The organism is Haloarcula sp. HT12 (assembly GCF_055271655.1).
Window position 1 is genome coordinate 142,593 of the sequence record NZ_JBUXKW010000004.1, and the last position, 23,475, is coordinate 166,067.

Genomic DNA, 23,475 nt, shown 5'->3' on the forward strand with positions numbered 1-23,475 from the left:
CAGCAGAGGCAGCTTTCAGTCGTCGTCGACCGGCGGCGCGCCGGCTCCCGCCTCAGTCAGCTCGGGTTCCAGTCCGGCGGTGTACTCGGTCGGCCCGGTGCCGACGCTGCCGCCGGGGAACACGATGTTGAGAATGAGGGCGGTCATCCCCCCCGTCACGAGTGCGGACCCGAACAGCGTCTGCACCTCCGCGGGGAAGTTCCCGAGAATCTCGGGTCGGAACGCGACGCCGAGGCCGAGCGCCATCGACATCGCGAGGATGGTCGAGTTGCGGTGGTCGAGTTCGACGTTCTGCGTGATGAGGCGCGCCCCGGAGGAGAATATCATCGCGAACAGGATGAGCGCGCCGCCGCCCAGCACGGCGTCGGGCATCGCCGAGACGACGGCGCCAACTTTCGGGACGAATCCGAGGGCGAGGAGGACGACGCCGCCGATGCCGGCGACGTACCGGCTGGCGACGCCGGTGAAGTTCACGAGCCCGACGTTTTGGGAGAACGACGTGTTCGGGAGCGCGTTGAACACCGCGCCGAAGACGCTCATCACGCCGTCGGCGACGAGACCGCCGCGGATTTCCCCGCGGGTAGCGTCCCGACCCGTCGCGGACACCGTCCCCGAGATGTCCCCGATGGTCTCCATGCCGGTGATGATATAGAGGAAGGCCACGGTGACGATGGCGCTTGGCTCGAACGCGAGGCCGTATTTGAGCGGGACGGGGACCGTCACCCACCCGGCAGCGCCGACAGCCGAAAGATCAACGACACCGAGCGCGAGCGCAGTGAAATAGCCGACGACGATACCGACGAACACGCTGATGACGCGGAGAAACCCCTCGAAGAACTGGTTCAGTCCGACCGTGACGACCAGGACGAGCCCCGCGAGCCCGAGGTTGACGAAGGAGCCGTACCCCTCCGCTGACGGGCCGGCAGACGCGCCCGCGGCGTAGTTCATTCCCGTGGGGATGAGCGTCAGTCCGATGAGCATCACGACGATGCCGGTGACAAGCGGCGGGAAGTACTGCCGAAACCGGTCGAAGGAGACGCCCATGACGACCTCGACCGGCGCGGCAAGCAGCGACGCCCCGAAGACAGCGGCGATACCGAACTGATTACCGATGCCGATGAGCGGGCCGAGAAACGCGAAACTGGTCCCCATTACGACGGGAAGGCGCGCCCCGACGGGCCCGACCGGGTACGCCTGGACGATGGTCGCCACGCCGGCGACGATGAGCGCCATCTGGACGAGAAACGTCGTCTCCCCTGTGACAGAGCCGACGGCCCCCGCGAGGATGAGCGGGGGCGCGACGTTGCCCAGAAACATCGCGAGCACGTGCTGGATGCCCAGCGGGATCGCCTTTCCTAACGGCGGCTTGTCTTCGATATCGTACAGTACGACCGACTGTTGTTCCGCCTCCGGACTGCTCATGTGACGCCGTCCAACCGCTTGTCTTTTCAATCCACCTACTGAAATCCTAATACCAACATATGTGTTTAATTTTGTCGGCGAGACACAATCATCTGTTCCACTGGTCTCTGATAACCGTCTAGAATACGAACGGAATCTATCGTAATCTGCGAGACGCTGGTTCGATGGAGTTTCGAAGCTAACTGTAAACCGGACAGCAGGCCGACCCGCAGCAAGTCAATCGTCCGACGGTATCAGTCGTCCGCAGCGGCTTCCTCGGCCGTGCCGTACAGGCCTTCGACCTCCGTGATTTCGGGGTCGATCCGGTCGACCCCACCGGTCGCTCTCTCGGCGCTTTTCGTGTCTTTCAGCCCGAACCCTGTCGAAACCACGACGACAGTTTCGTCCTGTTCGATGATACCGCGGTCGAGCGCGGTTCGGACGCCGGCGACGGGCGTCGCGCCTGCCGGTTCGGAATAGATTCCTTCGGTGCTGCCCAACAGCGTTTCGGCCTCCAGAATCTCGTCGTCGTCGACCAGCAGCGCGGTTCCGCCGCTCTGTTCCAGCGCCCGGCAGGCTTTGATAGTGTTTCGCGGCCGACCGACCGCGATTGAGTCGGCCAGCGTTTCGGCGATGTCGCCGATGTCCTCGTGGTCGTGGAAGGCGTCGTGGATCGCAGATGCGCCCTCGGCCTGGACCCCCAGCATCTTGGGATGGTCGTCGACGTAGCCGAGGTCGTAAAACTCCTTGAACCCCTTCCAGGCACCGGCGATGGTGCAGCCGTCGCCCATCGAGAACACGACCCAGTCGGGGACGTGGCCGCGGGCGATAGACTGGTCGGCGAGTTCGTGGCCGACGGTCCGCTTGCCCTCGACCTGGAACGGATTAATGGCCGCGTTGCGGTTGTACCAGCCGTACTTCTCGGTCACTTCGACGCTGAGGTCGTAGGCTTCGTCGTAGCTGCCGTTGACAGCCAGGACGTCCGCACCGTAGACGAGTGGCTGTGCGAGCTTGCCCGTCGGGGCGTCACCGGGGACGAAGATGCGACAGTCCATCCCGCCGCGGGCGGCATAGCCCGACAGCGAGGCGGCGGCGTTCCCGGTCGAAGCACAGGTGATGATGTCGCGGCCGGCGTGTTTGGCTTTCGTGACGGCGATGGCGCTGGCGCGGTCCTTGAAACACCCCGTCGGGTTCCGCCCGTCGTCCTTGACCAGCGTCTCGACACCCAGCGCGTCGCTGAGGTTTGGCGCGTCGAAGAGGTCCGTCCCGCCTTCGTTGAGCGTCACGACCTCGGCGTCCGCTGCGACCGGCAGGAACGCCTCGTACTTCCACTGGCTCGCTATCGGCCCGCCGAGGTCGCCGTCGAACGCGTCGTCGATGGCGTCGTAGTCGTACGTTACTTCGAGAATCCCCTTCACGCCCTCGTGTTCGGGACAGGTGTAGATGACCTGGTTCGGGTCGTACTCTGCCCCGCAGAGTGTACACTCGAGGGTTGTGACTTGCGTCATGCCCATACTAGTTCCTGAGCCCAACTGCATATAAAACAGTACTGTGGCGCTCGTTCGGTTGTGACGAAACCCGGCTCTGTCGAGGCCGCCACACACCACACACGGGTCGCACACGACACACATCTACTTGCGGGGCGAATCGCTGGTCAGCGGATACAACCCTGCAATTCGCTACAGCGGGCGGTGTAAGAACTGTCCGCGACCCGCGGCTGACCGGACCTCGTGGTCCTCTGCGACTATCTCACCGCCCGCGATGACTGTGTCCACGCGTGCGCTCCAGTGCTGTCCTTCGTACGGCGTCCAGCCACCGACGAACGCGTGGTCGTCGGCACTGACTTCGTACTCTTCCGGTCGGACGAGCATCACGTCCGCGTCTGTTCCAGCTTGCAGCGTTCCTTTCCGCGGGTAGATGCCGGCGCTTCGGGCTGGAGCCGCACACACGAGTTCGCGGAGTCGCGGCCACGATATCCGACCTTCGTGGACTCCCTCGCTGATGAGGAACTCGACCATCGTCTCGACGCCCGGGAGGCCGGCGTAGGGCTCCCAGATGTCATCCCAGCCGGCTTCCCGCGTCTCGCGGTACGTCGGGAAGTGATCGGTGGCGATGAGATCAACCGTCCCGTCCTCAACTGCGTCCCAAAGCCGCTCGCGCTCGGCGTCGGATTTGAGGCTGGGATTGACTTTCAGGAACGGCCCCTTCTCGGCAACGTCGGCCTTCGAGAAGGCGAGATACTGCGGGCAGGTTTCGAGCGTGACCGGGACGTTCGCTCGTGAATTGAAACGGCTGGCCTCGCGCGCGCCGCTCCCGCTGGAGATGTGGACGACGTACAGCGGACAGTCGGCGTACTCCGCGAAGTACCCCGCCCGGGATATCGCGTCCAGTTCGGCTTCGAGCGGGCGTGAGTTCATGTACACGTCGGGCTCGCCGCCCTCGATAGTCGACCGCGCGTCGTCGAGCAGTCCCTGTGTCTCACAGTGGACGCGAACCGTTCCCCCGGCATCGCCGACAGACCGCATGAGCCGGGCGATGGACGAGTCACTCGCCAGATAGGGATCGGCGGTGAACGTCTTGAAATCCGCCGTTCCGGCGTCCAAGACTCCGGCCACGTCGATGGCGGGGTCCTGCACGTTGCCCGCAACGAGGCCGAAATCGACGTGCGCGAGGGCTGAACACGTCTCTGCTTTCTCTTGCAGCGCCTCGGGCGTCGTGACGGGTGTCTGCGTCGGTAATTCGATAACCGTCGTCACCCCGCCGGCGACCGCACTCGCGGTCTGGGACGCGAAGTCGATCCCGTCCGGAAACAGCTCGTCGTCGTGCATGTGGGTGTGCACGTCGATTGCGCCCGGGAGCGCGACCATCCCGTCCGCGTCGATGACGGTATCAGGGTCACTGCGAATGGGTACCGAGGACGAGGGACCGGCGGCGTCGATCCTCCCGTCGGAAATCACGATTTCACCGTGCTGGACACCCGACCCCGTCACCACCTGTGCGTTTTTGATGTGAATATCTGTCATGCCAGTACGGCCCGGGCGAACGACGAAAACAGTTGGTGTGTGAGACGCCACATCCGGCCCACACACGGCTTGTGGCAGAGTGGCTGGTGAGGGTGTTCTGGGGCGGATAGCTTTTAGTCGGCTGCCGGTATCCCCCAATCTGTGATACTGAACGCAGGGACGCTCATCACGATGGACGATGAGCGTACGGTTCGGTCGGAGGCACACGTCGTCGTCGAGGAGGGCGAAATCGTCGGTATCGAAGACGGCTACGCGTCCGGTGCTGACGTGATCGATGCGACCGACGAGGTCGTCATCCCCGGCTTGGTGAACTGCCACACGCACATGTACGCGCTCCCGATTCGCGGCGCACCGCTGGCCGCAGCTCCCGAGAGCTTCTACGAAGCGCTCGTCGATATCTGGTGGAACGTCGACGAAGCGTTTACCGAGCGTGACGCTCGCCTGTCCGCACTGGGGTCCTGCGCCGAGATGCTTCAGAGCGGCGTCACCACGTTCTGTGACAACTACTCCGGGCCGAATACGCTGCCGGGCGGTCTCGACGCCGTCGCCGAAGGGGTCGCACAGACGCCGATCCGCGGGATGATTGCTTTCGAGACGACGGCCCGAAACTCCGAGGCCCAGGCCAGGGACGGCATCGCAGAAAATCAGCGATTCATCGACGAAACCGAGGGTCAGTACGACACCGTCTCCGGCCACTACTGCCTCCACACGCTGTTTACCAACACAGAGGCCATCGTTGAGGAGTGTGTCGATCGGGCTATCGACGACGACCGCCCGATCCAGATACACCTCGAAGAGGGGCTGGTCGACGTGCACGAATCCATCGCCGACTACGGGAAACGGCCGGTACCGGCGCTCGAAGACATGGGCTTTTTCGACGCCGAGGTCATCGCCGCCCACTGCGTCCATTCCACCGAGTCCGAAATCGAAATCCTCGCAGAAAACGATGTCCGCGTCGCTCACAACCCCTACTCCAACATCAACAACGCCGTCGGTATCGTCGATGTCGAAACGATGCAAGCCAACGAGATGACCATCGGATTCGGCGACGACGGGTGGGATCCGGACATGTTCGAGACCATGCGTTCGGCCGTCGGTATCCACAAACTCAAACAGCGAAATCCCAGTGGCTTCGACATGGCGACTGCCCTCGAATGGGCGACAATCGGCAGTGCGGCGGTGCTGGGGATGGAGAACTCCGTCGGCAGTATCGAGGTCGGCAAACGCGGTGATTTCGTCACGCTGGATCTGGGACCGAATCCGGTGTTAGACGGAAGTGCTCCCTACTACGTCGTCAGCGCCGCAAGCCGCGGGGACGTTACGAGGACAATAATCGACGGAGAGGTTGTCTACGACGAACGATCCGGTGTCACCGGCGTTGCCGACGCGGATATGGCTGCTGTCGGCGATGCGAGCGCCGATCTCTGGGATCGGTTGTAGGTCGGCTTTCACACTGTTACTGTTCGTTGCTGCAAAAGAACCGTTAACAGCAGTTTACATCCTAAGGGTGTTATAATTTTTCCAGCCGATTTCGGAGGATCGTCTTCTGTGACCGCCTATTAAATTACACCCTAAGTGTGTACAACTTCGGCCGATATCCCGATTTCTCCGTCAGTGTGCACATTCTGTACACACAGTATTTCGACCGCAGCGCCGCTGAGGATTGTAATCTGTCTAAATCCTGGGCCGTCGCAAATATTTCCTGTTCCAGTATGTAATAGTGCCACTGTGTGCGTGGTTGACATATGGTAGTTAGTGACGCCTTTGAGACGTTCACGCAGGTACTCGAATGCGTAGAATCGTCTGAGACTGTGGTCAAAACGGTCTCGGTACAGGGCCAGACGACTGCAGATAACGACGAAATCAGTGCTGATTTGACGCTCGAAACGCCGGTGTTCGGCGGGATAACGCTACACGATGACGTGTCTGTCGACGCTGAAGAGTTCGATCTGACCGACAAGCGGATCGAGCTTGACGTGACCGTTACGGTGCCCGTCGGGACCGACATACCGGTTCCGTCGGAGGACCAGGGAGATGCGACTGACCAACTGGCTCAGAACCTCTCGCAGTCGGATTCCGTCCCAGCATACAAGGACCCGGACGCACTCCAGGCTGCCTACGACACCTGCGATACGTTCCCGGAGATGACCGAGGCGCTGGACGCCGACGTGACTTCCGAAACTGTCCGCCGGTATATGGTGGAGTACGACATCCATGACCCGACCGAGACGACGCCACAGGCAGGCGGCCTGAGCCTCTCCGATGTTCAGGCGGATTCCGAAACCGACACCGACGGTACGCCCTCGGCAGACTCGGCCACTCCTGACGACCAACCGGACGACGATGGACAGCCCGAAGACCCGGACGGTTTGGGGGCCAGATCTGTCGCTGAACTGCTCGCTGAAGCGGATTCACAGGACAGCGACGACAATCTCGTCGCGGACGGACTCGGTATCTCACAGGACCTGACCGTCGCCGAGCTTGCACGGACTGTTACCCAGTCCACCTCGCTACACGAGGTGACACAGCGTCTCGATCTGAGCCAGACGCACGCTCGACGACTGCTTTCGGAGCTGGATCTCCTTGACCTCGTCACCCACCGTCTGGCCGCCAATCAGATCTGTGTCTCGAACGACGAAATCAAGCGGCGGATCACTGCTGCCGGTCATTGATCGCTCTCCCGCAGTGTGGTACAGGTGGATAGACGAACGATCATGAAAAAAGGAAAACATTTTTGTGTCCCGGTTTATACGTGTGACAAATGGCAACGATTCGCGTACGTGACTGGACGAAAGAACAGATAGAGAAGATACGTGACGCGGAGTCTCACTCCTCGCACGACTCCGTCATCAAGTCGCTGCTGAAAGACCGAAAGCTGGCGAAATACGCGGACGATACTGTCGGTGCAGTCCCGGAATCGATACCGGAATCCCAGACGGACAGTCCCGACACGGCATTCGATGATCTGACCGTGCTCGGTGAGTTGTCCGGTGCGGACAACGGCGTGTTGTTTCTCTGGTGCCCAAACTGTGGGAACGAACTGGCGCATATGACCGCCGACAACCCACTCGGTCTGTCCGTGTTCGAGATCGAATGCCAGCGCTGTCTCACACATCTCGACCGACATGCCATCGTTGCCATCGAAATCGGCTATCCGATCGAGCAGAAACTGGTCGATGACTGCCTGCAGGACGACCTCAAGGAATGCGTCGTCGACTACTGGGATCGGACACTCGACTCAGCTGCTGTGGGTGCGCTTGACGACGATCTTGACCCCGAGTATCTCGTCTGGCAGTTCGATCAGTATCTTCGGCAGTTCTCGTGGGAGTGGCCCGCGGACGTACCCGTCGTCGGCTTTTCGACGGGGGAAACCTACCGCAACACCGCCACTGATGAGTACATCGAAGTGATCGAACCAGTCTCGGAGAACCGAAACGCGATGGATTCGTTCAAGATACGCCATTACCCCGTTGATCCGGAAACTGACGACGGTGCGACGGAGATTCTCGACAGCACCACCGTCGTCGACCACATTGTTAATCGACGCCTTCTGATCGAAGCACGCAGCCATCCGTCTTCACAGTCCGAATCGGCCGAACCGACAACGTGACCAACATGGTCGGATCCTATGATCATCTACGCTATTCCGTCTCTATTACACCACTCCGTTTCAATACCTCTCCGTAATATGGATATATAATATATTTATTTAAATAGAAAAAACAAAATAAAAATCAGGTAGATGATATATGGGAGCATAAACTGGGTATACAACCATATCTGGGATTATATTCTCTGGTACGAAGACTGACTTCCTATATTAGCTTGTCTCGGCCGTCGGACGGGAACACCGCAGACACAACACGCTCTCCGCGGTCCAGTTCACGTCCGTCGAGCCGCAGTGCGGGCAGCGGTGGTGGTCGGTGTCGTACTCTGTTGTCCCACGGGGGGCAGCAAGGAACCCGTCTTTGATCGTTTGCTGGACGAGGTTGGGGAACCGTTGACGCTTGACGACGGCCCGCTGTGCGAGGAATCTGCCGGGGTTGTCCGGGTCCGTGCCGTGGAGGTCCTCCCAGGGAATAGCGATTTCGCCGTTCGCGGAGCCACGGGCGACCTGCTGAATCAGCGTCGCAGCGGCCTCGAACAGCGGGGTCGTTCCCCACGCCTGCGGGTTGTCGACAGCGCTGCCAGCGTCTTCGTAGGCCGTCTCCGCCTCCCGGTACGCTGTCTCGACGCTGTCGAGCCCTGCAACGGTCCGGAAGTCCCCGACGAACTCCTTGAGACAGGCGTGCTGTACCGGATGGTCGAGCCCGTTGGTCAGGTCCTTCGCCACGGCGACGCCCTCAACACCGCGACGGGTAGCCCGTGTGTCCTGGCCGGCGACACGGTAGCAGACCGCGCTTGTCGCGAGATACTGGAGGCCGGCACCGACCCATCCCTTCTCGTCGGCACTGAAAGGCGCGATGCCTTCCCGCGGGTCCGACAGAACACGCCACCCCGCTCGGGTGTACTCGTCTCCAGCGCGCCGGTAATCGCGGTCAGCGAGGGCGGCGACCGCCGCGGCTCGGTGTCCCGCATCCTGTGTGCGCATGCACTCGCTATGGGGTACACCATCACGGGCTTTCGCACCCAACAAATAGGTATCCCTGAATCGTCAGATGGAATACATTCCCGCCCTGTCAGTGACATATGGAATCGGTACCTCTCGTCACGACGCTTGCGGTGTCGCTCCGGTTTGTTATCGGCGTGGCTGCCGGTGTCGTCGCGACGGTCGCGATGGATCTCGTGATGGCCAGGCTTCCGGAAGGCGAGACGCCGCCGTTCGTCGCTTCCGGTGTATTGACCGATAGCGCGCCACAGCACGCACCGGGTCGGCTCGCGAACGTGGTCCACTACATCGCTGGCTGGCTGACTGGCCCGCTGTTCGTCTGGGTGCTTCTTACCAGCGAGGGTCTCTTGGGCGGGCAGTCGCTACTCGCGACAGTGCTCGCTGCCGCTGTTCTGTACACGCTGATGGTCGGGTTCTTCGTCTTCGTCGTCCTCCCGCGGTCCCGCCTGGCATCGGTCCGGATAGCGGACATCAGACGGGACTGGGCGATATCGGCGGCTGTGTATCTGCTCGTTCTCGTGCCACTCGTCGCACTCGGGTCTCGGCTCGTCTGAGTCATCCGGACTGTGGTAGCGTTCGGTTGGACGGAAAAGGGGGCTGTTCACCGCTGGCCCGACAGCACTCACTCGGCGGGCGACAGCGTACCGTCCGGGCCTACCTCACCGACTTCGCCGGTGTGGTACCAGTCGTCCCGGACCGTCTGTGCACCGGTTCGGTCGTCTTCCAGGAACCCGCCCAGCACCGTCGGGCCCCGGACCAGTATCTCCCTGCTTTCGGACACCGCGATTTCGACGCCCGGCATCGGATCGCCGATCGTCCCCTCGACGAAGGAATCCGCCGGGTTCAGTGCGCCCACACCGGTCGTCCCGACAGAGCCGTATAGCTCACAGATCGGAACGCCCAGTCCCCGGAAGAAGTACAGCAGGTGGTCGTCAAGCCGGCCTGTCCCGGAGAGGGCGTAGGTGAGATTCGACAACCCCATCTCCTGCCGGAGCGGCTTGTACACGAGCCGCTTTGCGGCTCTGTATTTCAGCGGCGTACCCTGTCCACTGACGATATCCTGACCGTACGATGTGACTCGGCCGCCGACCTTCCGTTTCATCCAGCCCATGTCGCCGAGGCGATCCTGTATCGTCCCGTATAGCTGCTGGTACATCTTCGGGACGCCAACGAGCACGTCTGGTTCGACGGCCCCAAGCTGGTCGACGAACTCCTCTGCACCGAGGTAGGCGACGGCGCTCCCGGTCGCCCAGAGATAGTACGTCGCGACACGCTGATAGATGTGTGCCAGCGGGAGCGAACACGTCCCGGTCGCACCGGGACCGGCGGGGAGTTCCTCGCGGAGACTCTCTGCTGCCGCCAGCAGATTTCGGTGTGTCAGCGCGCAGCCGGCCTGTTCGGCGGGGGCGGCCACGTCGAACGCGACTGTCGCCACCTCGTCGCCGTCCGTCTGGAGGCCCGGGAGCACTCTCGCTTCGCCGGTCGGTAGAGCCTCGAAATCGAGCACGGATTCGACGGCCATCGCCAGATCCTCTGGCACCTCCCCCGCTGCTACGAGTCCGGTCGCACCGGTCCGCTCGATGACCTCGGATGCCCGGTCGTCACTCGCAGACGGATAGAGTGCGACCGGGACCAGCCCGGCGAAGTGACAGGCCAGGTCGAGCACGGACCACTCGTACTGGGACTGCGCTCTGATAGCCAGCCGGTCCCCGGGGCGCAGTTCCGTCGAGAGGAGTCCGCCCGCGACGGCCTTCGCCCGCTCGGCCAGCTCCTCGAAACTCCGCTCGACGAACTCGCCGCCATCCCGGACGAGTGCCGCGGTTCGGTCCCCGTGGTCTGTAGCGATCTCTTCGAACCAGGCCGCTACTGACCCCTCCGGGACCGAAAGCGACCCACCGTCGTAGATTTCGCTGTCGAGGCGCACGCCGGCGTCATCACTCTGACGGTCAACTGGGACGGGCTCCGCCGTTGCCGTTCGGTCCTGATACAGTTGCCCGGGCTCGTACTCGTAGTCGTCACTGACTTCGGTCTCGAAGTAGTCAGCGTAGTTCTGGTCTTCGTCGCCGGCGGCGATGTGTGCATCGAGCCAGTCCCGGGCGACTGTCAGCACCTCCATCGTGACGTACTCCCCGTTCTCGTGTTTCTCGCGGAGCTCCTGGACTTTCCCGGCGAACTCCTCGTGCATCTCGCGGTGGTTGTAGAAACAGTCGCTGCAGTCCATGGCGTAGCCACAGTTCTGCATGAACTCCTCCTCGTCACCGAAGTGATACTCCGTGTAGCGTTCGAGTTCCCGGAGAATGTCGCCGACCTCCTCCTCGGAATGCCCCTCGTTCATCGCCGTGTGGAGATCGTTCAACAGTCCGAACAGGCGCTTGTGCTGTTCATCGAACCGCTCGATGTTGGTACTGTACCGTTCCTCGTCCCACTCGGCGAACTCCCTCGTCGAATCCGTGCCCATACCTGTTCTGTTACCCATTATTTGAAAAGCGACGCTCACGTTCCCATCGACTGAAAACGCGGTCCAGTTCCCAAGTAGTTGCCAGTAATCACTGCACTCGGGATGCGAGAATTAAGTGACGAAGCGGTCGTCGAGGTCCTTACCGACAACGGCATCGGCGTGCTGGCACTGTCCAGTTCGACGGGGGCGAACCCGTATCCGGTCCCGGTCGCGTTCGGGTACGACCCGGCGACGGATAGCCTGGCGTTTCATCTCTCGGTAAGTGACGAGAGCCAAAAACACCGCCACCTGACAGCGGACGCCACCGTCGGCTTCACCGTGTACGAGGAGACCGAGCCCCAATCCGTGTGGCGAAGCGTCATCGTCACCGGTGAGTTGATCGAGACGACATACGGCGACGTGGAGCCGGCCCTCGCCTCGCTGGCCAGCAACACCCAGTTCGCTCCCAACCCAGTCAGTTGGGACGATACATCGACGACGACGCCGTACGAACTACGGATCGACGACTGGAGCGGGCGGGAGTTCCGAGTCGGATGACCGTGGTGTGGAGAGCCATGAACAATATCGGTTACAGATTCCCTCTCAGCGCAGTATGCGCCGTCGCTCGGTAGTCGTACGTTCTCAGTCTGTGGGAACCAGCGACCGTAGTTATGGCTTGAAACCCGTAGATACACGTAGAGGTGTTCCAGATGCTACCGCCAACAACTGCGCTACTCCAGCACGGACCGATGGGCCCCCACGGCGGGGCAACGGGGATGGGCATGACCCCGGGTGGCTGGTGGCTGCTGCTCGCAGCGTTCATCATCGCCGTTGTGGCGATAGGGGGCCTGCTGTACGTGCAGCTACAGCACGAAGCGACCGCTGAGCCGGATTCACTGGAGACACTCAAACAGCAGTACGCAACCGGCGAGATCGACGAGACGGAGCTTGAAACGCGGGCTGACCGATTACTCCAACACGAGTCGTAGCTCACGACGCCAGAATTTTCCCCGACAGCGGATGTGACGGCAGAGAGCTACCCTGCCGAGTCGCTGCCCCGCAACTGTGCCCACGGACCGCCCGACACGTACTTCGTGGTACATTTATTCCGCAACGGTGTACGCCGGGTATGGACCCGGACGACGTTCGCGACGACTGGGCCTCCCGCTCCGGGAAGTACTCACCGACGTACTACGCCGAACTCGGGCCGAACGAAGTGAGTGAGACGCTGGGCAACGTGCTCGACCACTACGTTCACGACAACGCCCGAATCCTCGAACTGGGATGTGGCTCGGGCCGCCATCTGGCACACCTACTGACCAACGGATACGGGAACCTCACTGGGATCGACATCAACGACGAATCATTCGACGTGATGGAAGAACACTACCCGCGGCTCTCGGAGTCGGGGACGTTCCACACCGGGGCCTTGGAGGACGTCGTTACCGAGTTCGAGGACGACGCCTTCGATGTCGTCTACTCGGTCGAGACGCTCCAGCACATTCACCCCGACGACGCGTGGGTGTTCGAAGAGGTCGCCCGCATCGCGGGGGATCTCCTCATAATCGCCGAGAACGAGGGTAACAGCCCAAAACGTGGACGCGCAGACACGGAAGTGAGCTACGTCGACGACGACTTCCCGCTGTATCACCGCAACTGGAAGCAGGTGTTCTCGGAACTCGGGTTCGCACAGCTCATCCGGGAGCCCACGTCCCGTGACACCATCCGCGTGTTCCGTGCGCCGTAGCCTCGCCGGGATTCGTCTCTTTTCCCTGGTTCGGGCAGCCGTTAGCTGGTAGTCGCAAAACTCACGCTCGATAACCGGGCAGTAACTATTTGTGTCACGGTACCATGCGTCAAATCGGATCGACATGCAACTGTGCCAAAACTGTCAGGCGGCTATCGACGAGTACCTCTTGGACAAACAACTCGAACCCCTGCGAGACCTCACAGTCGACGATTTCAACCTCTGTGCCGACTGCGTGACAGTCGTCGCGGACGCCTGTGTGGAGTGTGACGGCGCGGTGTACGTGCCACGGTCGGAAACTGCGGTCCCTGACTGCTGTCCGGCGTGCCGGTCCGAGCACATCGACGAGACCGGGACCGATCCGGGATGGCATTTCGACACGATGTCGACCTGACCCGGCACATCCGTCCGGGTGTGCCGACGTGGGCATCATCCCGTTCTGCCGTTGCTGACAGCGAACTGATGAGAGCGCTGTCGACCGAATGCGAACTCCGTCTTCTGTTCGGAAGTAGAACACTACGACTCAGTACAAGTGGCGTGGATAGCACTGTGGACACCCACTGATCGGCTCGATTTTTGAACGGTGGATTCGGCGGGAGAGTCCGTGTGTGTGCGTCACAGTGGCGATAGAAGCTTCATACTCCTCCAGCACATATGATTGGTCTCTACTGGAATGACACGCTCGACACGACATATTGGCTTGCTGTTTGCTGCGCTCGCACTCATCTGGGGACTCTCCTTTGTGGCGATCAAGACTGGTCTCGAAAGCGTTCCGCCGGTGCTGTTGGCAGCACTCCGACACGATATCGCTGCAGTCGTCCTGCTGGGCTATGCCCTCTGGCGGGGCCGGACACTCCGTCCACGGACCCGTGACGACTGGTCGCTGATCCTCATCGGCGGCACTGTCCTCATCGGCGCACACTTCGCGCTGCTGTTTCTCGGCCAGCAGTACGTCCCGAGTTCCTTCGGCGCAATCCTGCTCAGTCTCACGCCGGTAGTGACGCCGGCGTTCGCATCGACGCTCCTCCCGAGCTATCGGGCCCGCCCCCACGAACTCATCGGCACCGTCTGTGGGTTCCTCGGCGTGGTTATCATCGCAAACCCCACACCGGGCGCGGTCGACGGCCGACTGCTCGGCGTCGCCTTGCTCATCAGTTCGGCTGTGGCCTTCGCCGTCGGTGCGGTACTGACAGAACGCTACACCAGTTCGCTCCCGCTCGTGAGCCTCCAGACCTGGATGACGCTGCTCGGTGCCGCCATTCTCCACGCCGTCAGCGTCGGGTTGCCGTCGGAGCGACTCGGGACCGTCTCCGTTGGTTTCGAACAGCTCGCGGCCATCGCGTACCTCGGCATCGTCGCCAGTGCTCTCGGGTTCCTCCTCTACTTCCGCTTGATCAGCACGGTCGGAGCGGCAGAAACCAGCCTGGTTTCCTACGCGGTCCCGGCGGTGACGGCTATCAGCGGCTGGCTCCTGCTCGGTGAGACACTCAGCCCGGTGACTGTCGCCGGCTTCGCCGTCATCGTGGTCGGCTTCGCGTGGGTGAAAGCCGACGTGCTTCGGTCGCTCCGCCGTCGCCGCGCTGACTCTCCGACGTACCGTGCATGCGGGCCGCAGGACGACTGCGTCGTCGTCAGCGGGAACGCGTACTCAACGCAGGACTGATACCCCGAGCAGGGGCGTCAGGACTTAGCCGTTGGCACACATTGCAATGGTATGGCCTCCCACCCCGGGTTCCACTCCCTGTATGACGAGACAGCGGCATCCATCTCGGTAACCGGGACACTTCCTGACTGGCTCCGTGGCAGTCTTATCCGGAACGGACCCGGCGCGTTTTCCCTCCCTAACGGTAGCAGTGTCGACCACTGGTTCGACGGGTTCGCGATGCTGTACCGGTTTACGTTCGACCCTGACAGCGACGCCGTTCACTATCGGAACCGCTTCCTCCGAACGGATGCATACGAGGCGGCGACGAGTGGCGAGTTCGAGGGCGGCTTTGCGACCGGTGAAACGACGCTTCGCTCCCGGCTGGCGACGTTCCTGACCGACCCCTACGACAACACGAACATCATCGCCGAGCGGTTCGGCGGCGAGTACCTCGCCCTGACCGAATCGCCCCGCAAGGTGCGCTTCGACCCGAACACGCTCGAGACGACGGGTCACCTCGAACACGACGACGATGTGCCGACAGGCCAACTCTCCTGTGCCCATCTCAAACGCGACCCGACAAGTGGCGTCCTCGTCAACGTCGACACGGCGTTCGGACGGACCAGCCGGTACCACGTCACTGCCATGTCGCCCGATGGGACCCGTCGACACATTGGGAGCGTCGACACCGACCAGCCGGCGTATATGCACAGCTTCGCGCTCACACCCCGGTACGTCGTGCTGACGGAGTTCCCGCTTCGACTCGACCCTCGACGGTTTCTCAAGCCCGGTCGACAAGCGCCCTTCATCGAGCAGTTCGAGTGGGACCCTGACCGTGGAACCCGAATCATCGTCATGGAGCGCACTACGGGAACCGTCGTCGCTGAACCGGTCATCCCCGCCGTGTTCGGGTTCCACCACGTCAACGCGTTCGAACGAGCTGGTGGCAGGGAACTCGTGTTCGACCTCGAAACAGTACCCGACGCAACGACTATCGACTCAATGTATCTGGACACCCTTTGTGCGGGAGAGATGAGCGCTATCGTCGGTCGAATCGAGCGGTTCACCGTCGACCTCGGTACCGGAAGCGGTGTGACTCGCTACGGCGGTGTCGACGCGACGGTGTCACGCGAGATGCTGTACCCCGACGGCAGCGCGCTGCCGACCGTTTCACCGTCTCGTTGGTGTCGCCCGCACCGCTACGTGTACGCGATGGGGATGGACACCCCCGTTACCGAGTGGGCCCGTCGTGTGCTGAAGCTCGACACGGACACGGGCGCTGTCGAGACGTTCGACGACGGCGGGGAGTACTTCGGCGAACCGGTGTTTGTCCCTGCACCCGACGGCGGCCCCGAAGATGACGGCGTGGTACTTGTCGTTGCGCTGGACGCAGACGAGGACCGGTCTCGGCTACTCGTACTCGACGGCCAGACGTTTTCGGAGCGCGCCAGAGCGACGCTCCCCCACGCAGCTCCGTTTGATTTCCACGGTCGATACTTCCCCGAGCTTCGGGTGGCGGCCGGCAACTGAGTCCGCGAGCGGCTAGCTGTGGTAACGAGTACGAAGACTGCTGTAAAATTTGGCTCGCCTAATTTTCGAAAACGCTTTATCCATTTAGGCTGGCCTAAATAGTATGTTGGACGAATCGATCGACACTTCGGAACCGACACGCCGGTGGGCAGTGTCACCGACACTGGACGGAGCGTCGTGAACATGGCGAGAGTGGGGAACCGGACCGGGACGGCGTTCGACCATGATGTCAGCATCGTTGGGGGCGGTCCGGCCGGCTGTGCGGCGGGTGTGTTCACGGCCAGGGCGGACCTCGATACGGTCATCTACGACCGCGGGCGGTCGTCGCTCAAGCGGTGTGCCCACCTCGAAAACTACCTCGGCTTCCCGGCGGGTATCGACATCGAGACGCTGTACGATCTCATCCAGGACCACGCCGAAACCGCCGGCTGTACCATCGTCACCGATCTGGTCGAATCGCTCGACAGAACTGCGGACGGGGAGGGGTTCGTCGTTGAGACACAGGACGGGGAGACGGCCACGACTCGTCGTGTTATCGCGGCGACCCGCTACGACGGCGAGTACATGCGCGGTCTGGACGACGAGTCCGCGATGTTCGAGACGTATGAACACGACGGCGAAGAACGCGAAACATTCGACAGCGAGTACGCCGACGAAAACGGCACGACACCGGTCTCAGGTCTCTATGTCGCGTCACCGTCCGAAGCGGCGGACAGGCAGGCGATCATCGCGGCCGGTCGGGGCGCTCGCGTCGCACGCCGGGTGATCGCGGACGCGAGAATCGACGACGGCTGGTGGGAGCCCGTCGCCGACGGCGTCGACTGGGTCCGCCGCGAGGCCGAACTCGACGACGAGTGGACCGAGCGTGGGACCTGGGTCGAACACTTCAACGACCGGTACGCTGAGGACGCCCCCGTCGAGCCGGACTCGGACCGCTTCCAGCGGGTCCGCGAAGCGGCCGTCGACGAGCGGCGGTCGTCGTACATCGCACCAGAGGAGATAGCCGACCGGACCGAAACGGGACAGGAAGTCCTGGCGGACTACCTGGACCCTGCGGCGGTCGTCTCGGCGCTCGATGAGACTGCTGTCCTCGATGCGATGGACGACGAGACGATCCGTGACTACGCCGACGCGGCTGACTGCACGGCGGAGGTGGGTGAGTAGCGATGGCCAGCAGGACAACGGGAGTCACCGACGCGTGGTCGCGAGCTCTGAACCGGCTCAGGGCCGTCGATGCATCGCTGCTCGGGCTCTGTCTCGGGAGCGTTGCCGTCGTCGTCGCCGGGGGCCTCATTCAGGTGAGCTTCGGCGCGTTCTCGATGACTATCGTCGAGGCGTGGCAGGCCGTATTCGACCCGGATATCCTGTTCGATCTTCGGGTCTGGCAGGTGCTCTTGCTCGGCGGGCAAATAAACCCGGACGTACTGTTGAACCCGTTCGCCTGGGATTCGCTCATCGTCGACGCGTCGCTGCCGGAGATGAGCAAGCAGAGCCTCATCGTCTGGAACATCCGGCTGCCGCGGGTCCTCGTGGGCGTACTCGTCGGAATGAATCTCGCGGTCTCAGGGGCGATCTTTCAGGCGGTCACCCGGAACGAACTCGCCAGCCCGTTCATCCTCGGCGTCTCGTCGGGCGCGGGACTGATGATTCTGCTCACGCTAGTGGTGTTTTCGGGGCTTTCGACGCTCCTGCCGCTGGTCGCCTCTGCCGGCGGCGCAGTGGCGTTCCTGATCGTCTACGCTATCGCCTGGAAGAACGGCACGTCGCCGGTCCGGCTGGTGCTGGCCGGCGTCATCGTCAGCACCGTCTTTGGCTCCCTCCAGACGGCGATGTTCTTCTTCGCGGACGACATCGGTGTCGTCCAGTCCGCTATCGCCTGGACGACCGGCTCACTGACCGGGACCGACTGGGAGCAGGTCCGGATGGCGCTCCCCTGGACTATCGTGGCGATGGGGCTGTCGCTGTTTAGCTCGCGACAGCTGAACGTCCTTCTGCTCGGGGAGAACACTGCCAAGTCACTCGGGATGTCCGTCGAGAAGGTCCGGTTCGCGCTGTCGGGCGTGGCCGTACTCGCGGCGGCAGCGAGCATCGCCGTGGCCGGTATCGTCGGCTTCATCGGGCTCATCGTTCCCCACATGGTCCGTAACATCGTCGGGAGCGACTACCGGAAGCTCGTCGTCGGCTGCGTCTTCGCCGGCCCCGCGCTGATGGTCGGGGCTGACGTCGGTGCACGCCTGGCGTTGAATCCGACGCAGATTCCGGTCGGTATCGTCACCGGACTAGTCGGGGGGCCGTACTTCCTCTATCTGATGCGGAAACAGCAGGAGATGGGTGAAATCTAATGTCACAGAACCAACCACGGACGAACGGTACAGGTGCTGAGAATGCTGGTGGCGCTGTTTCGGAATCACCGGCGAATCAATCGGAAGCGTCACTGACTGGCGAGGATCTGGTTCTGACGTACCCCTCCAGTGACGGCCCGATAATCGACGATGAGACGATCAGGGCCGAACCGGGTGCTGTTACCGCCCTCGTCGGCCCGAACGGCTCGGGCAAGAGCACGCTGCTGAAAGGCCTCGCCAATCAGCTCACGCCCGAGTCGGGGTCCGTGTTGCTGGACGGGCAAGACATCCAGACGCTCGATACCAAAGCGATCGCTCGGAAGCTCGGCCTGCTCTCACAGGAGAGCACGTCGCCCAACAGCATCTCGGTCGAGGATCTGGTGTATCACGGTCGCTACCCACACCGCGGGTTCTTCGAGAGCGTCACCGAGGAGGACGAGGCCGCCGTCGAGCGGGCCATCGACCTGGCCGGCTGCGACCATCTCCGTGATCGCGAAGTCGGGAGCCTCAGTGGCGGCCAGAAACAACTCGCCTGGATCGCGATGGTTCTCGCACAGGACACCGACGTGCTGTTGCTCGACGAACCGACGACGTTCCTCGACCTGCACCACCAGCTTGAGGTGATGGAGATCATCGAAACGCTCCGGGACGAGAGTGACATTACCATCGTCGTCGTTCTGCACGACATCGAGCAGGCGGCACGCCTCGCCGACCGGATGGTCGCACTCAAAGACGGCGAGATACAGGCCCGGGGCGAGCCCGAATCGGTCGTGACGGAGCAACTCCTCGCGGACGTCTTCGAGATCGAGGCGGAGGTGTCGGTCACCCAGCATGGGCCGCGCATCAATCCGATTCGCGCTCGCCACGATGGGGACGAACAGGCGGTCGATGACGACAGTACCGAAGCGGAACGTGCCGAGGAGGTCGTGGCCGAGTAGAGGGTGATACGACGACCACGAAATAGGCTCCCTGCCCGACCCGTTTTTTATGGACACCCGATTCAGCGACTGACACCTGATTTCCCTCGGTCGTTGGAACCGGAACATCTATATAATTTTTAGGCTAGCCTAAAAGCATGGGAGACGACGCCATCGAAATCGAGACGCCGACGCGCAGAGAGTACGTCAAATACGGCGGCACCGTCCTCGGCGCGGGCTTGCTGGCCGGCTGTACCGGCGACACAGAGGGCGATACCAGCTCTACGCCGACCGAAACGGAGACGGCCACCGCGGGCGGCTCCTACTCGGTGACGATGGCCCCGATGGGTGAGGTGACATTCGACGGGGTCCCCGAGGACGCGGTGATTTTCGACGACGTCTGGGCGGACCATCTGGTCGCCCTCGGACAGCAGGACCGCATCGCCTCGCTTGGGCGGCCCGACGGCTACTTCACGGGCTTTTACGACGAACTCCCTGGCGTCGAGTTCGACACCAGCGACCTCCAGGCGCTGTGGAGCGACGGCCTCCCGAAGGAGGTGTTCTACGAACTGGACGCCGACGTGCACCACCTGGACCCGTGTCGCTGGCTCTCCTTTGACTCCGGGTGGTCCCAGGCGGATTTCGACGAGGTGGCGGAGAACGTCGGCCCCTTCTTCGCAAATCGGTTCAGCCGCGCTCACAGCGACCCACCGGAAGGGCGCTGTCGGGACGCCTATCAGTTCTACACGCTGTGGGAACTCGCCGAGCGGTTCAGCCGGGTGTACCAGGTGGAGAACCGCGGCGCGAAGCTACGGGTGGTTCACGACGAGATGGTCGAGACGATTACCGAGCAGTTGCCCCCGGCATCCGAGCGCCCGACTGTCGCCCTCGTCGTCTACAATAGCGAGTCGGAGACGTTCGGCACCTACCAGATCAACGGGCCGGGCTTTGCGAAGGCCCATTACCGCCCGCTCGAGCCAACGGGGGCTTTCGCCGAGAGCGACAAGACGTACGCCAACGACTACAGCGACGTCGATCTCGAAGAGATGCTGGAAGTCGACCCCGACGTCATCATCCACCACTGGGATATCGAACCTTCCGCCCGGTTCGAGGCGCTGCTGGCGCTGGAAGACCACCCGGTCGGCAAGGAACTCACAGCTATCGACACCGACCGGGTGTACGTCGGCGGCACGCCGATGCAGGGGCCGATATTCAACCTCTTCCAGCTAGAGAACGCGGCCAAACAGATCTATCCCGAGGTGTTCGGTCAGTTCCGCGGTGTCGGCGGAACCCCCGAAGACGAGCAGCTATTCGACCGCCAGCGCGTGGCCGATATCATCACCGGGGCGGACCAATGAGCGACGAAGCGGGGTCACCCACGCGCAGAGAGGTGCTGCGGTACGGTGGGACGGCAGCAGCCGGCGGCCTGTTTGCGGGGTGTTCCAGCGGTGGATCAGAATCCGGCACCAGCGAGGCCACAGCATCTGAGGACGGTGCGGCCGTCGGAGACGATTCGGCCACCGATACGGACGCGGCGACCAGTGACGACGCGTACTCCGTGTCGATGTCGCCGATGGGGGAGGTGACGTTCGACTCGCCGCCGGAGACCGTCTTCACGCGGCTCACACACCACGCCGACATGGCGTTCGCCCTGGGTCGTGGAGACACTGTCACTGCGATGCACGCCCCGGACTATTACAGCGGCCTGTGGAACCAGTTCGTCGAACGACTCCCGGGCGTGTCGCTGGACTGGACCGGACTGTACTCTTCGTGGGAACCGAGCAAGGAGAAACTGTACGAACTGGACAGCGACATCCACCTTGCCGACCCGGCCTGGATCGCCAAACAGGACAACTGGGACCGGGAGGACTTCGAGGAGATCGCCACCAACGTCTCGCCGTGGTTCGGCAACTCGCTGAGTGACCGCCACGCCGAACCCGCTCCAGGCTGGCAGGAGGGTTACCAGTACTACACCCTCTGGGAGCAGTTCGAACTCGTGGCTGAGGCGTTCCAGGAGCAGGCCCGGTACGAGGCGCTCGCGGCCATCCACGACGAGATACGTTCGACTATCGACGCGAATTTGCCGCCCGAGTCGGAGCGCCCGTCGGCGGTGATACTCGCCGCGGCTGATATCGAAGAAATATACGCGTACACGCTGGACAACCCCGGTTTCCTGACCGCACATACCCGTCCATTTGGCGCACGGGACGCCTTCGAGGGGTCGATTGAGACGAACACTGTGGTCGATTTCGAGACGCTGCTTGAGGCCGACCCCGAGGTAATCCTGCACCTTGGCGGGTTCGAGCCGAACACGAGCCTCCCGGAGCGCCGGGAGGCGTTCAAATCCGACCCGGTCGGATCGGAGATCACGGCCGTACAGAACGACCGCATCTACCCGCAGGGGGCGCGGTATCAGGGGCCGATACTGCATCTCTTCCAGTTGGAGATGACCGCAAAGCAACTGTACCCCAAGCAGTTCGGCGAGTGGCCGACCTACACCGACGGGCCATACCCTGACATTCCAGCCGATGAACAGCTATTCGACCGCCAGCGAGTGGCTGACATCATCAACGGAGAATTCGAAGCATGAGCGACAATGACACGACAGCGGACGCGCGAACACGCAGAGCCTATCTGAAATACGGCGGTGCAGTCATCAGTGGTGGGTTGCTCGCCGGCTGTACCGGTGATGCCGACTCACAGTCGACACCTGAGCCGACGGACAGTAACACGACAGCCATCGATACGTCCGGCGCGACGCCGACACCGACCGCATCGGAACCCTACACTGTCTCTATGGAGCCGATGGGCGAGGTGACCTTCGAGTCGGTCCCGGAGCGGTGGATGGCCTACTTCAGCACCTACGGGGACATGGCTATCGCGCTGGGGCAACTTGAGGGGCTTGCGGGGCTGATATTCACCGAGAACTGGCCGCTGGCGTTTTTCGACGCCATCCCGGATGTCGATGTATCGTTCGACGATATCCCACAACTGATGGGCGAGGGGGGCATCGACAAGGAAGCCTTCTACGAGATGGACTGTGACGTCCACCTGTTCGACCCGAACTTCGTTCAGGTGCTCGACGACAGCTGGGCCGACGCGGACTTCACGGAAATCACGACCAATATCGGCCCGATAATCGGGAACAGCATCCGGCGACGGACCGACGACTGGCACGACTACCGGTACTACTCGCTGTATGAGGCCTTCGAACTGATCGCCGACGTGTTTCAGGAGCGCGAGCGGTACGAGGCCGTTGCCGCCCTCCACGACTCGCTGCTGTCGGAAATCGATGCAGGGCTCCCACCCGAGGACGAACGGCCGACGGTCGGTCTCCTTTCGGTCAACTCCGACTTCGAGGGCGGATCGTTCTACGCCTATCCCGTCCACGACGGGAACGGGCACAAGCAGTACCGCGACCTGGGGATGCGCGGCGCGTTCGACGACGTTATCGACGGGAGCTATGCCGAGTGGGATTATGAACAACTTCTCGACGTGGACCCCGACATCCTGCTGTTCCAGTACGGCTTCTCACACGTCTCGACCGCAGAGTTCGAGGACCGGATGGCGGCAATGCGCGAGGACCCCATCGGCCAGCAGCTCTCGGCGGTCCGGAACGATCAGCTCTACCGCGGCGGGACCTCCTACCAGGGGCCGATAATCAATCTCTTCCAGACGGAAGTAGCTGCGAAGCAGTTCTATCCCGAGGCTTTCGGCGAGTGGCGCGGTCTCGGTGACATCCCGGTCGACGAACAGCTCTTCGACCGACAACGGTTAGCTGATATCATCAACGGGGTGTTCGACCAGTGAGCGACGATACGTCG

Annotated in this window: 21 protein-coding genes; 16 read left to right on the top strand and 5 right to left on the bottom strand. The window is 62.4% G+C overall.

Going from position 1 to position 23,475, the window contains the following annotated elements; all coding sequences use genetic code 11:
• Positions 1 to 15: 15 nt before the first annotated feature.
• The 3 genes from ACY9XZ_RS13805 to ACY9XZ_RS13815 all read right to left on the bottom strand — a co-directional run bounded on the left by ACY9XZ_RS13805 (position 16) and on the right by ACY9XZ_RS13815 (position 4,424).
• Positions 16 to 1,422 (bottom strand): uracil-xanthine permease family protein, encoded by a 1,407-nt coding sequence (locus ACY9XZ_RS13805; RefSeq protein WP_463457599.1) that lies wholly within the window; start codon positions 1,420 to 1,422, stop codon positions 16 to 18.
• Between the two features lie 233 nt (positions 1,423 to 1,655).
• Entirely contained in the window at positions 1,656 to 2,915 is a 1,260-nt protein-coding gene (gene thrC, locus ACY9XZ_RS13810; protein ID WP_463457600.1) for a threonine synthase, read from the bottom strand.
• Between the two features lie 165 nt (positions 2,916 to 3,080).
• Positions 3,081 to 4,424 carry a dihydroorotase gene (locus tag ACY9XZ_RS13815; RefSeq protein WP_463457601.1) on the bottom strand — a complete coding sequence of 448 codons (1,344 nt, stop codon included), beginning with the start codon at positions 4,422 to 4,424 and terminating at the stop codon, positions 3,081 to 3,083.
• Positions 4,425 to 4,565: 141 nt separating this feature from the next.
• Between ACY9XZ_RS13815 and ACY9XZ_RS13820 the strand changes: the two genes are divergently transcribed.
• The 3 genes from ACY9XZ_RS13820 (at position 4,566) to ACY9XZ_RS13830 (ending at position 8,034) form a co-directional block, all read left to right on the top strand.
• Positions 4,566 to 5,864 (top strand): amidohydrolase family protein, encoded by a 1,299-nt coding sequence (locus ACY9XZ_RS13820; RefSeq protein WP_463457602.1) that lies wholly within the window; start codon positions 4,566 to 4,568, stop codon positions 5,862 to 5,864.
• A gap of 305 nt (positions 5,865 to 6,169) precedes the next feature.
• Positions 6,170 to 7,096 (top strand): hypothetical protein, encoded by a 927-nt coding sequence (locus ACY9XZ_RS13825; RefSeq protein WP_463457603.1) that lies wholly within the window; start codon positions 6,170 to 6,172, stop codon positions 7,094 to 7,096.
• An 89-nt stretch (positions 7,097 to 7,185) separates the two neighbouring features.
• A complete protein-coding gene (locus ACY9XZ_RS13830; protein ID WP_463457604.1) occupies positions 7,186 to 8,034 on the top strand; it encodes a hypothetical protein in 849 nt (282 codons plus the stop codon).
• A 210-nt stretch (positions 8,035 to 8,244) separates the two neighbouring features.
• On the opposite strand, the gene ACY9XZ_RS13835 is transcribed toward ACY9XZ_RS13830, so the two are convergent.
• Entirely contained in the window at positions 8,245 to 9,015 is a 771-nt protein-coding gene (locus tag ACY9XZ_RS13835; RefSeq protein WP_463457605.1) for a hypothetical protein, read from the bottom strand.
• A 98-nt stretch (positions 9,016 to 9,113) separates the two neighbouring features.
• Here ACY9XZ_RS13835 and ACY9XZ_RS13840 point away from each other — a divergent pair, with 98 nt between their 5' ends.
• Positions 9,114 to 9,587, top strand: coding sequence for a hypothetical protein (locus ACY9XZ_RS13840; protein ID WP_463457606.1), 474 nt, complete (start codon positions 9,114 to 9,116; stop codon positions 9,585 to 9,587).
• A gap of 68 nt (positions 9,588 to 9,655) precedes the next feature.
• Here ACY9XZ_RS13840 and ACY9XZ_RS13845 read toward each other — a convergent pair whose 3' ends face one another.
• Positions 9,656 to 11,491 carry a bacteriohemerythrin gene (locus ACY9XZ_RS13845; RefSeq protein ID WP_463457607.1) on the bottom strand — a complete coding sequence of 612 codons (1,836 nt, stop codon included), beginning with the start codon at positions 11,489 to 11,491 and terminating at the stop codon, positions 9,656 to 9,658.
• A 102-nt stretch (positions 11,492 to 11,593) separates the two neighbouring features.
• Here ACY9XZ_RS13845 and ACY9XZ_RS13850 point away from each other — a divergent pair, with 102 nt between their 5' ends.
• From ACY9XZ_RS13850 to ACY9XZ_RS13905, 12 genes are all read left to right on the top strand, one after another.
• The gene (locus ACY9XZ_RS13850; RefSeq protein ID WP_463457608.1) at positions 11,594 to 12,028 is read left to right on the top strand and encodes a pyridoxamine 5'-phosphate oxidase family protein; all 435 of its coding nucleotides are present in this window, start codon (positions 11,594 to 11,596) and stop codon (positions 12,026 to 12,028) included.
• Between the two features lie 152 nt (positions 12,029 to 12,180).
• The gene (locus ACY9XZ_RS13855) at positions 12,181 to 12,459 is read left to right on the top strand and encodes an SHOCT domain-containing protein (RefSeq protein ID WP_463457609.1); all 279 of its coding nucleotides are present in this window, start codon (positions 12,181 to 12,183) and stop codon (positions 12,457 to 12,459) included.
• A gap of 140 nt (positions 12,460 to 12,599) precedes the next feature.
• On the top strand, positions 12,600 to 13,217 hold the full coding sequence (locus ACY9XZ_RS13860) for a class I SAM-dependent methyltransferase (RefSeq protein WP_463457610.1): 618 nt from the start codon (positions 12,600 to 12,602) through the stop codon (positions 13,215 to 13,217).
• Positions 13,218 to 13,341: 124 nt separating this feature from the next.
• A complete protein-coding gene (locus ACY9XZ_RS13865; RefSeq protein ID WP_005532887.1) occupies positions 13,342 to 13,611 on the top strand; it encodes a DUF7571 family protein in 270 nt (89 codons plus the stop codon).
• Positions 13,612 to 13,890: 279 nt separating this feature from the next.
• Complete coding sequence (locus ACY9XZ_RS13870; RefSeq protein ID WP_463457611.1) at positions 13,891 to 14,880, top strand: DMT family transporter; 990 nt, start codon at positions 13,891 to 13,893, stop codon at positions 14,878 to 14,880.
• Positions 14,881 to 14,931: 51 nt separating this feature from the next.
• A complete protein-coding gene (locus ACY9XZ_RS13875) occupies positions 14,932 to 16,392 on the top strand; it encodes a carotenoid oxygenase family protein (protein WP_463457612.1) in 1,461 nt (486 codons plus the stop codon).
• 183 nt (positions 16,393 to 16,575) lie between these two features.
• On the top strand, positions 16,576 to 17,556 hold the full coding sequence (locus tag ACY9XZ_RS13880) for a thioredoxin reductase (protein WP_463457613.1): 981 nt from the start codon (positions 16,576 to 16,578) through the stop codon (positions 17,554 to 17,556).
• A 2-nt stretch (positions 17,557 to 17,558) separates the two neighbouring features.
• On the top strand, positions 17,559 to 18,734 hold the full coding sequence (locus ACY9XZ_RS13885; protein ID WP_463457614.1) for a FecCD family ABC transporter permease: 1,176 nt from the start codon (positions 17,559 to 17,561) through the stop codon (positions 18,732 to 18,734).
• Positions 18,734 to 19,672: an ABC transporter ATP-binding protein gene (locus tag ACY9XZ_RS13890; protein WP_463457615.1), complete on the top strand. Its 939-nt coding sequence runs from the start codon at positions 18,734 to 18,736 to the stop codon at positions 19,670 to 19,672. The genes ACY9XZ_RS13885 and ACY9XZ_RS13890 overlap by 1 nt, the downstream gene beginning before the upstream one ends.
• A gap of 137 nt (positions 19,673 to 19,809) precedes the next feature.
• A complete protein-coding gene (locus ACY9XZ_RS13895) occupies positions 19,810 to 21,009 on the top strand; it encodes an ABC transporter substrate-binding protein (RefSeq protein WP_463457616.1) in 1,200 nt (399 codons plus the stop codon).
• On the top strand, positions 21,006 to 22,241 hold the full coding sequence (locus ACY9XZ_RS13900) for an ABC transporter substrate-binding protein (RefSeq protein ID WP_463457617.1): 1,236 nt from the start codon (positions 21,006 to 21,008) through the stop codon (positions 22,239 to 22,241). The genes ACY9XZ_RS13895 and ACY9XZ_RS13900 overlap by 4 nt, the downstream gene beginning before the upstream one ends.
• Positions 22,238 to 23,461, top strand: coding sequence for an ABC transporter substrate-binding protein (locus ACY9XZ_RS13905; RefSeq protein ID WP_463457618.1), 1,224 nt, complete (start codon positions 22,238 to 22,240; stop codon positions 23,459 to 23,461). Before ACY9XZ_RS13900 ends, ACY9XZ_RS13905 begins: the two co-directional genes overlap by 4 nt.
• Positions 23,462 to 23,475: the final 14 nt, after the last annotated feature.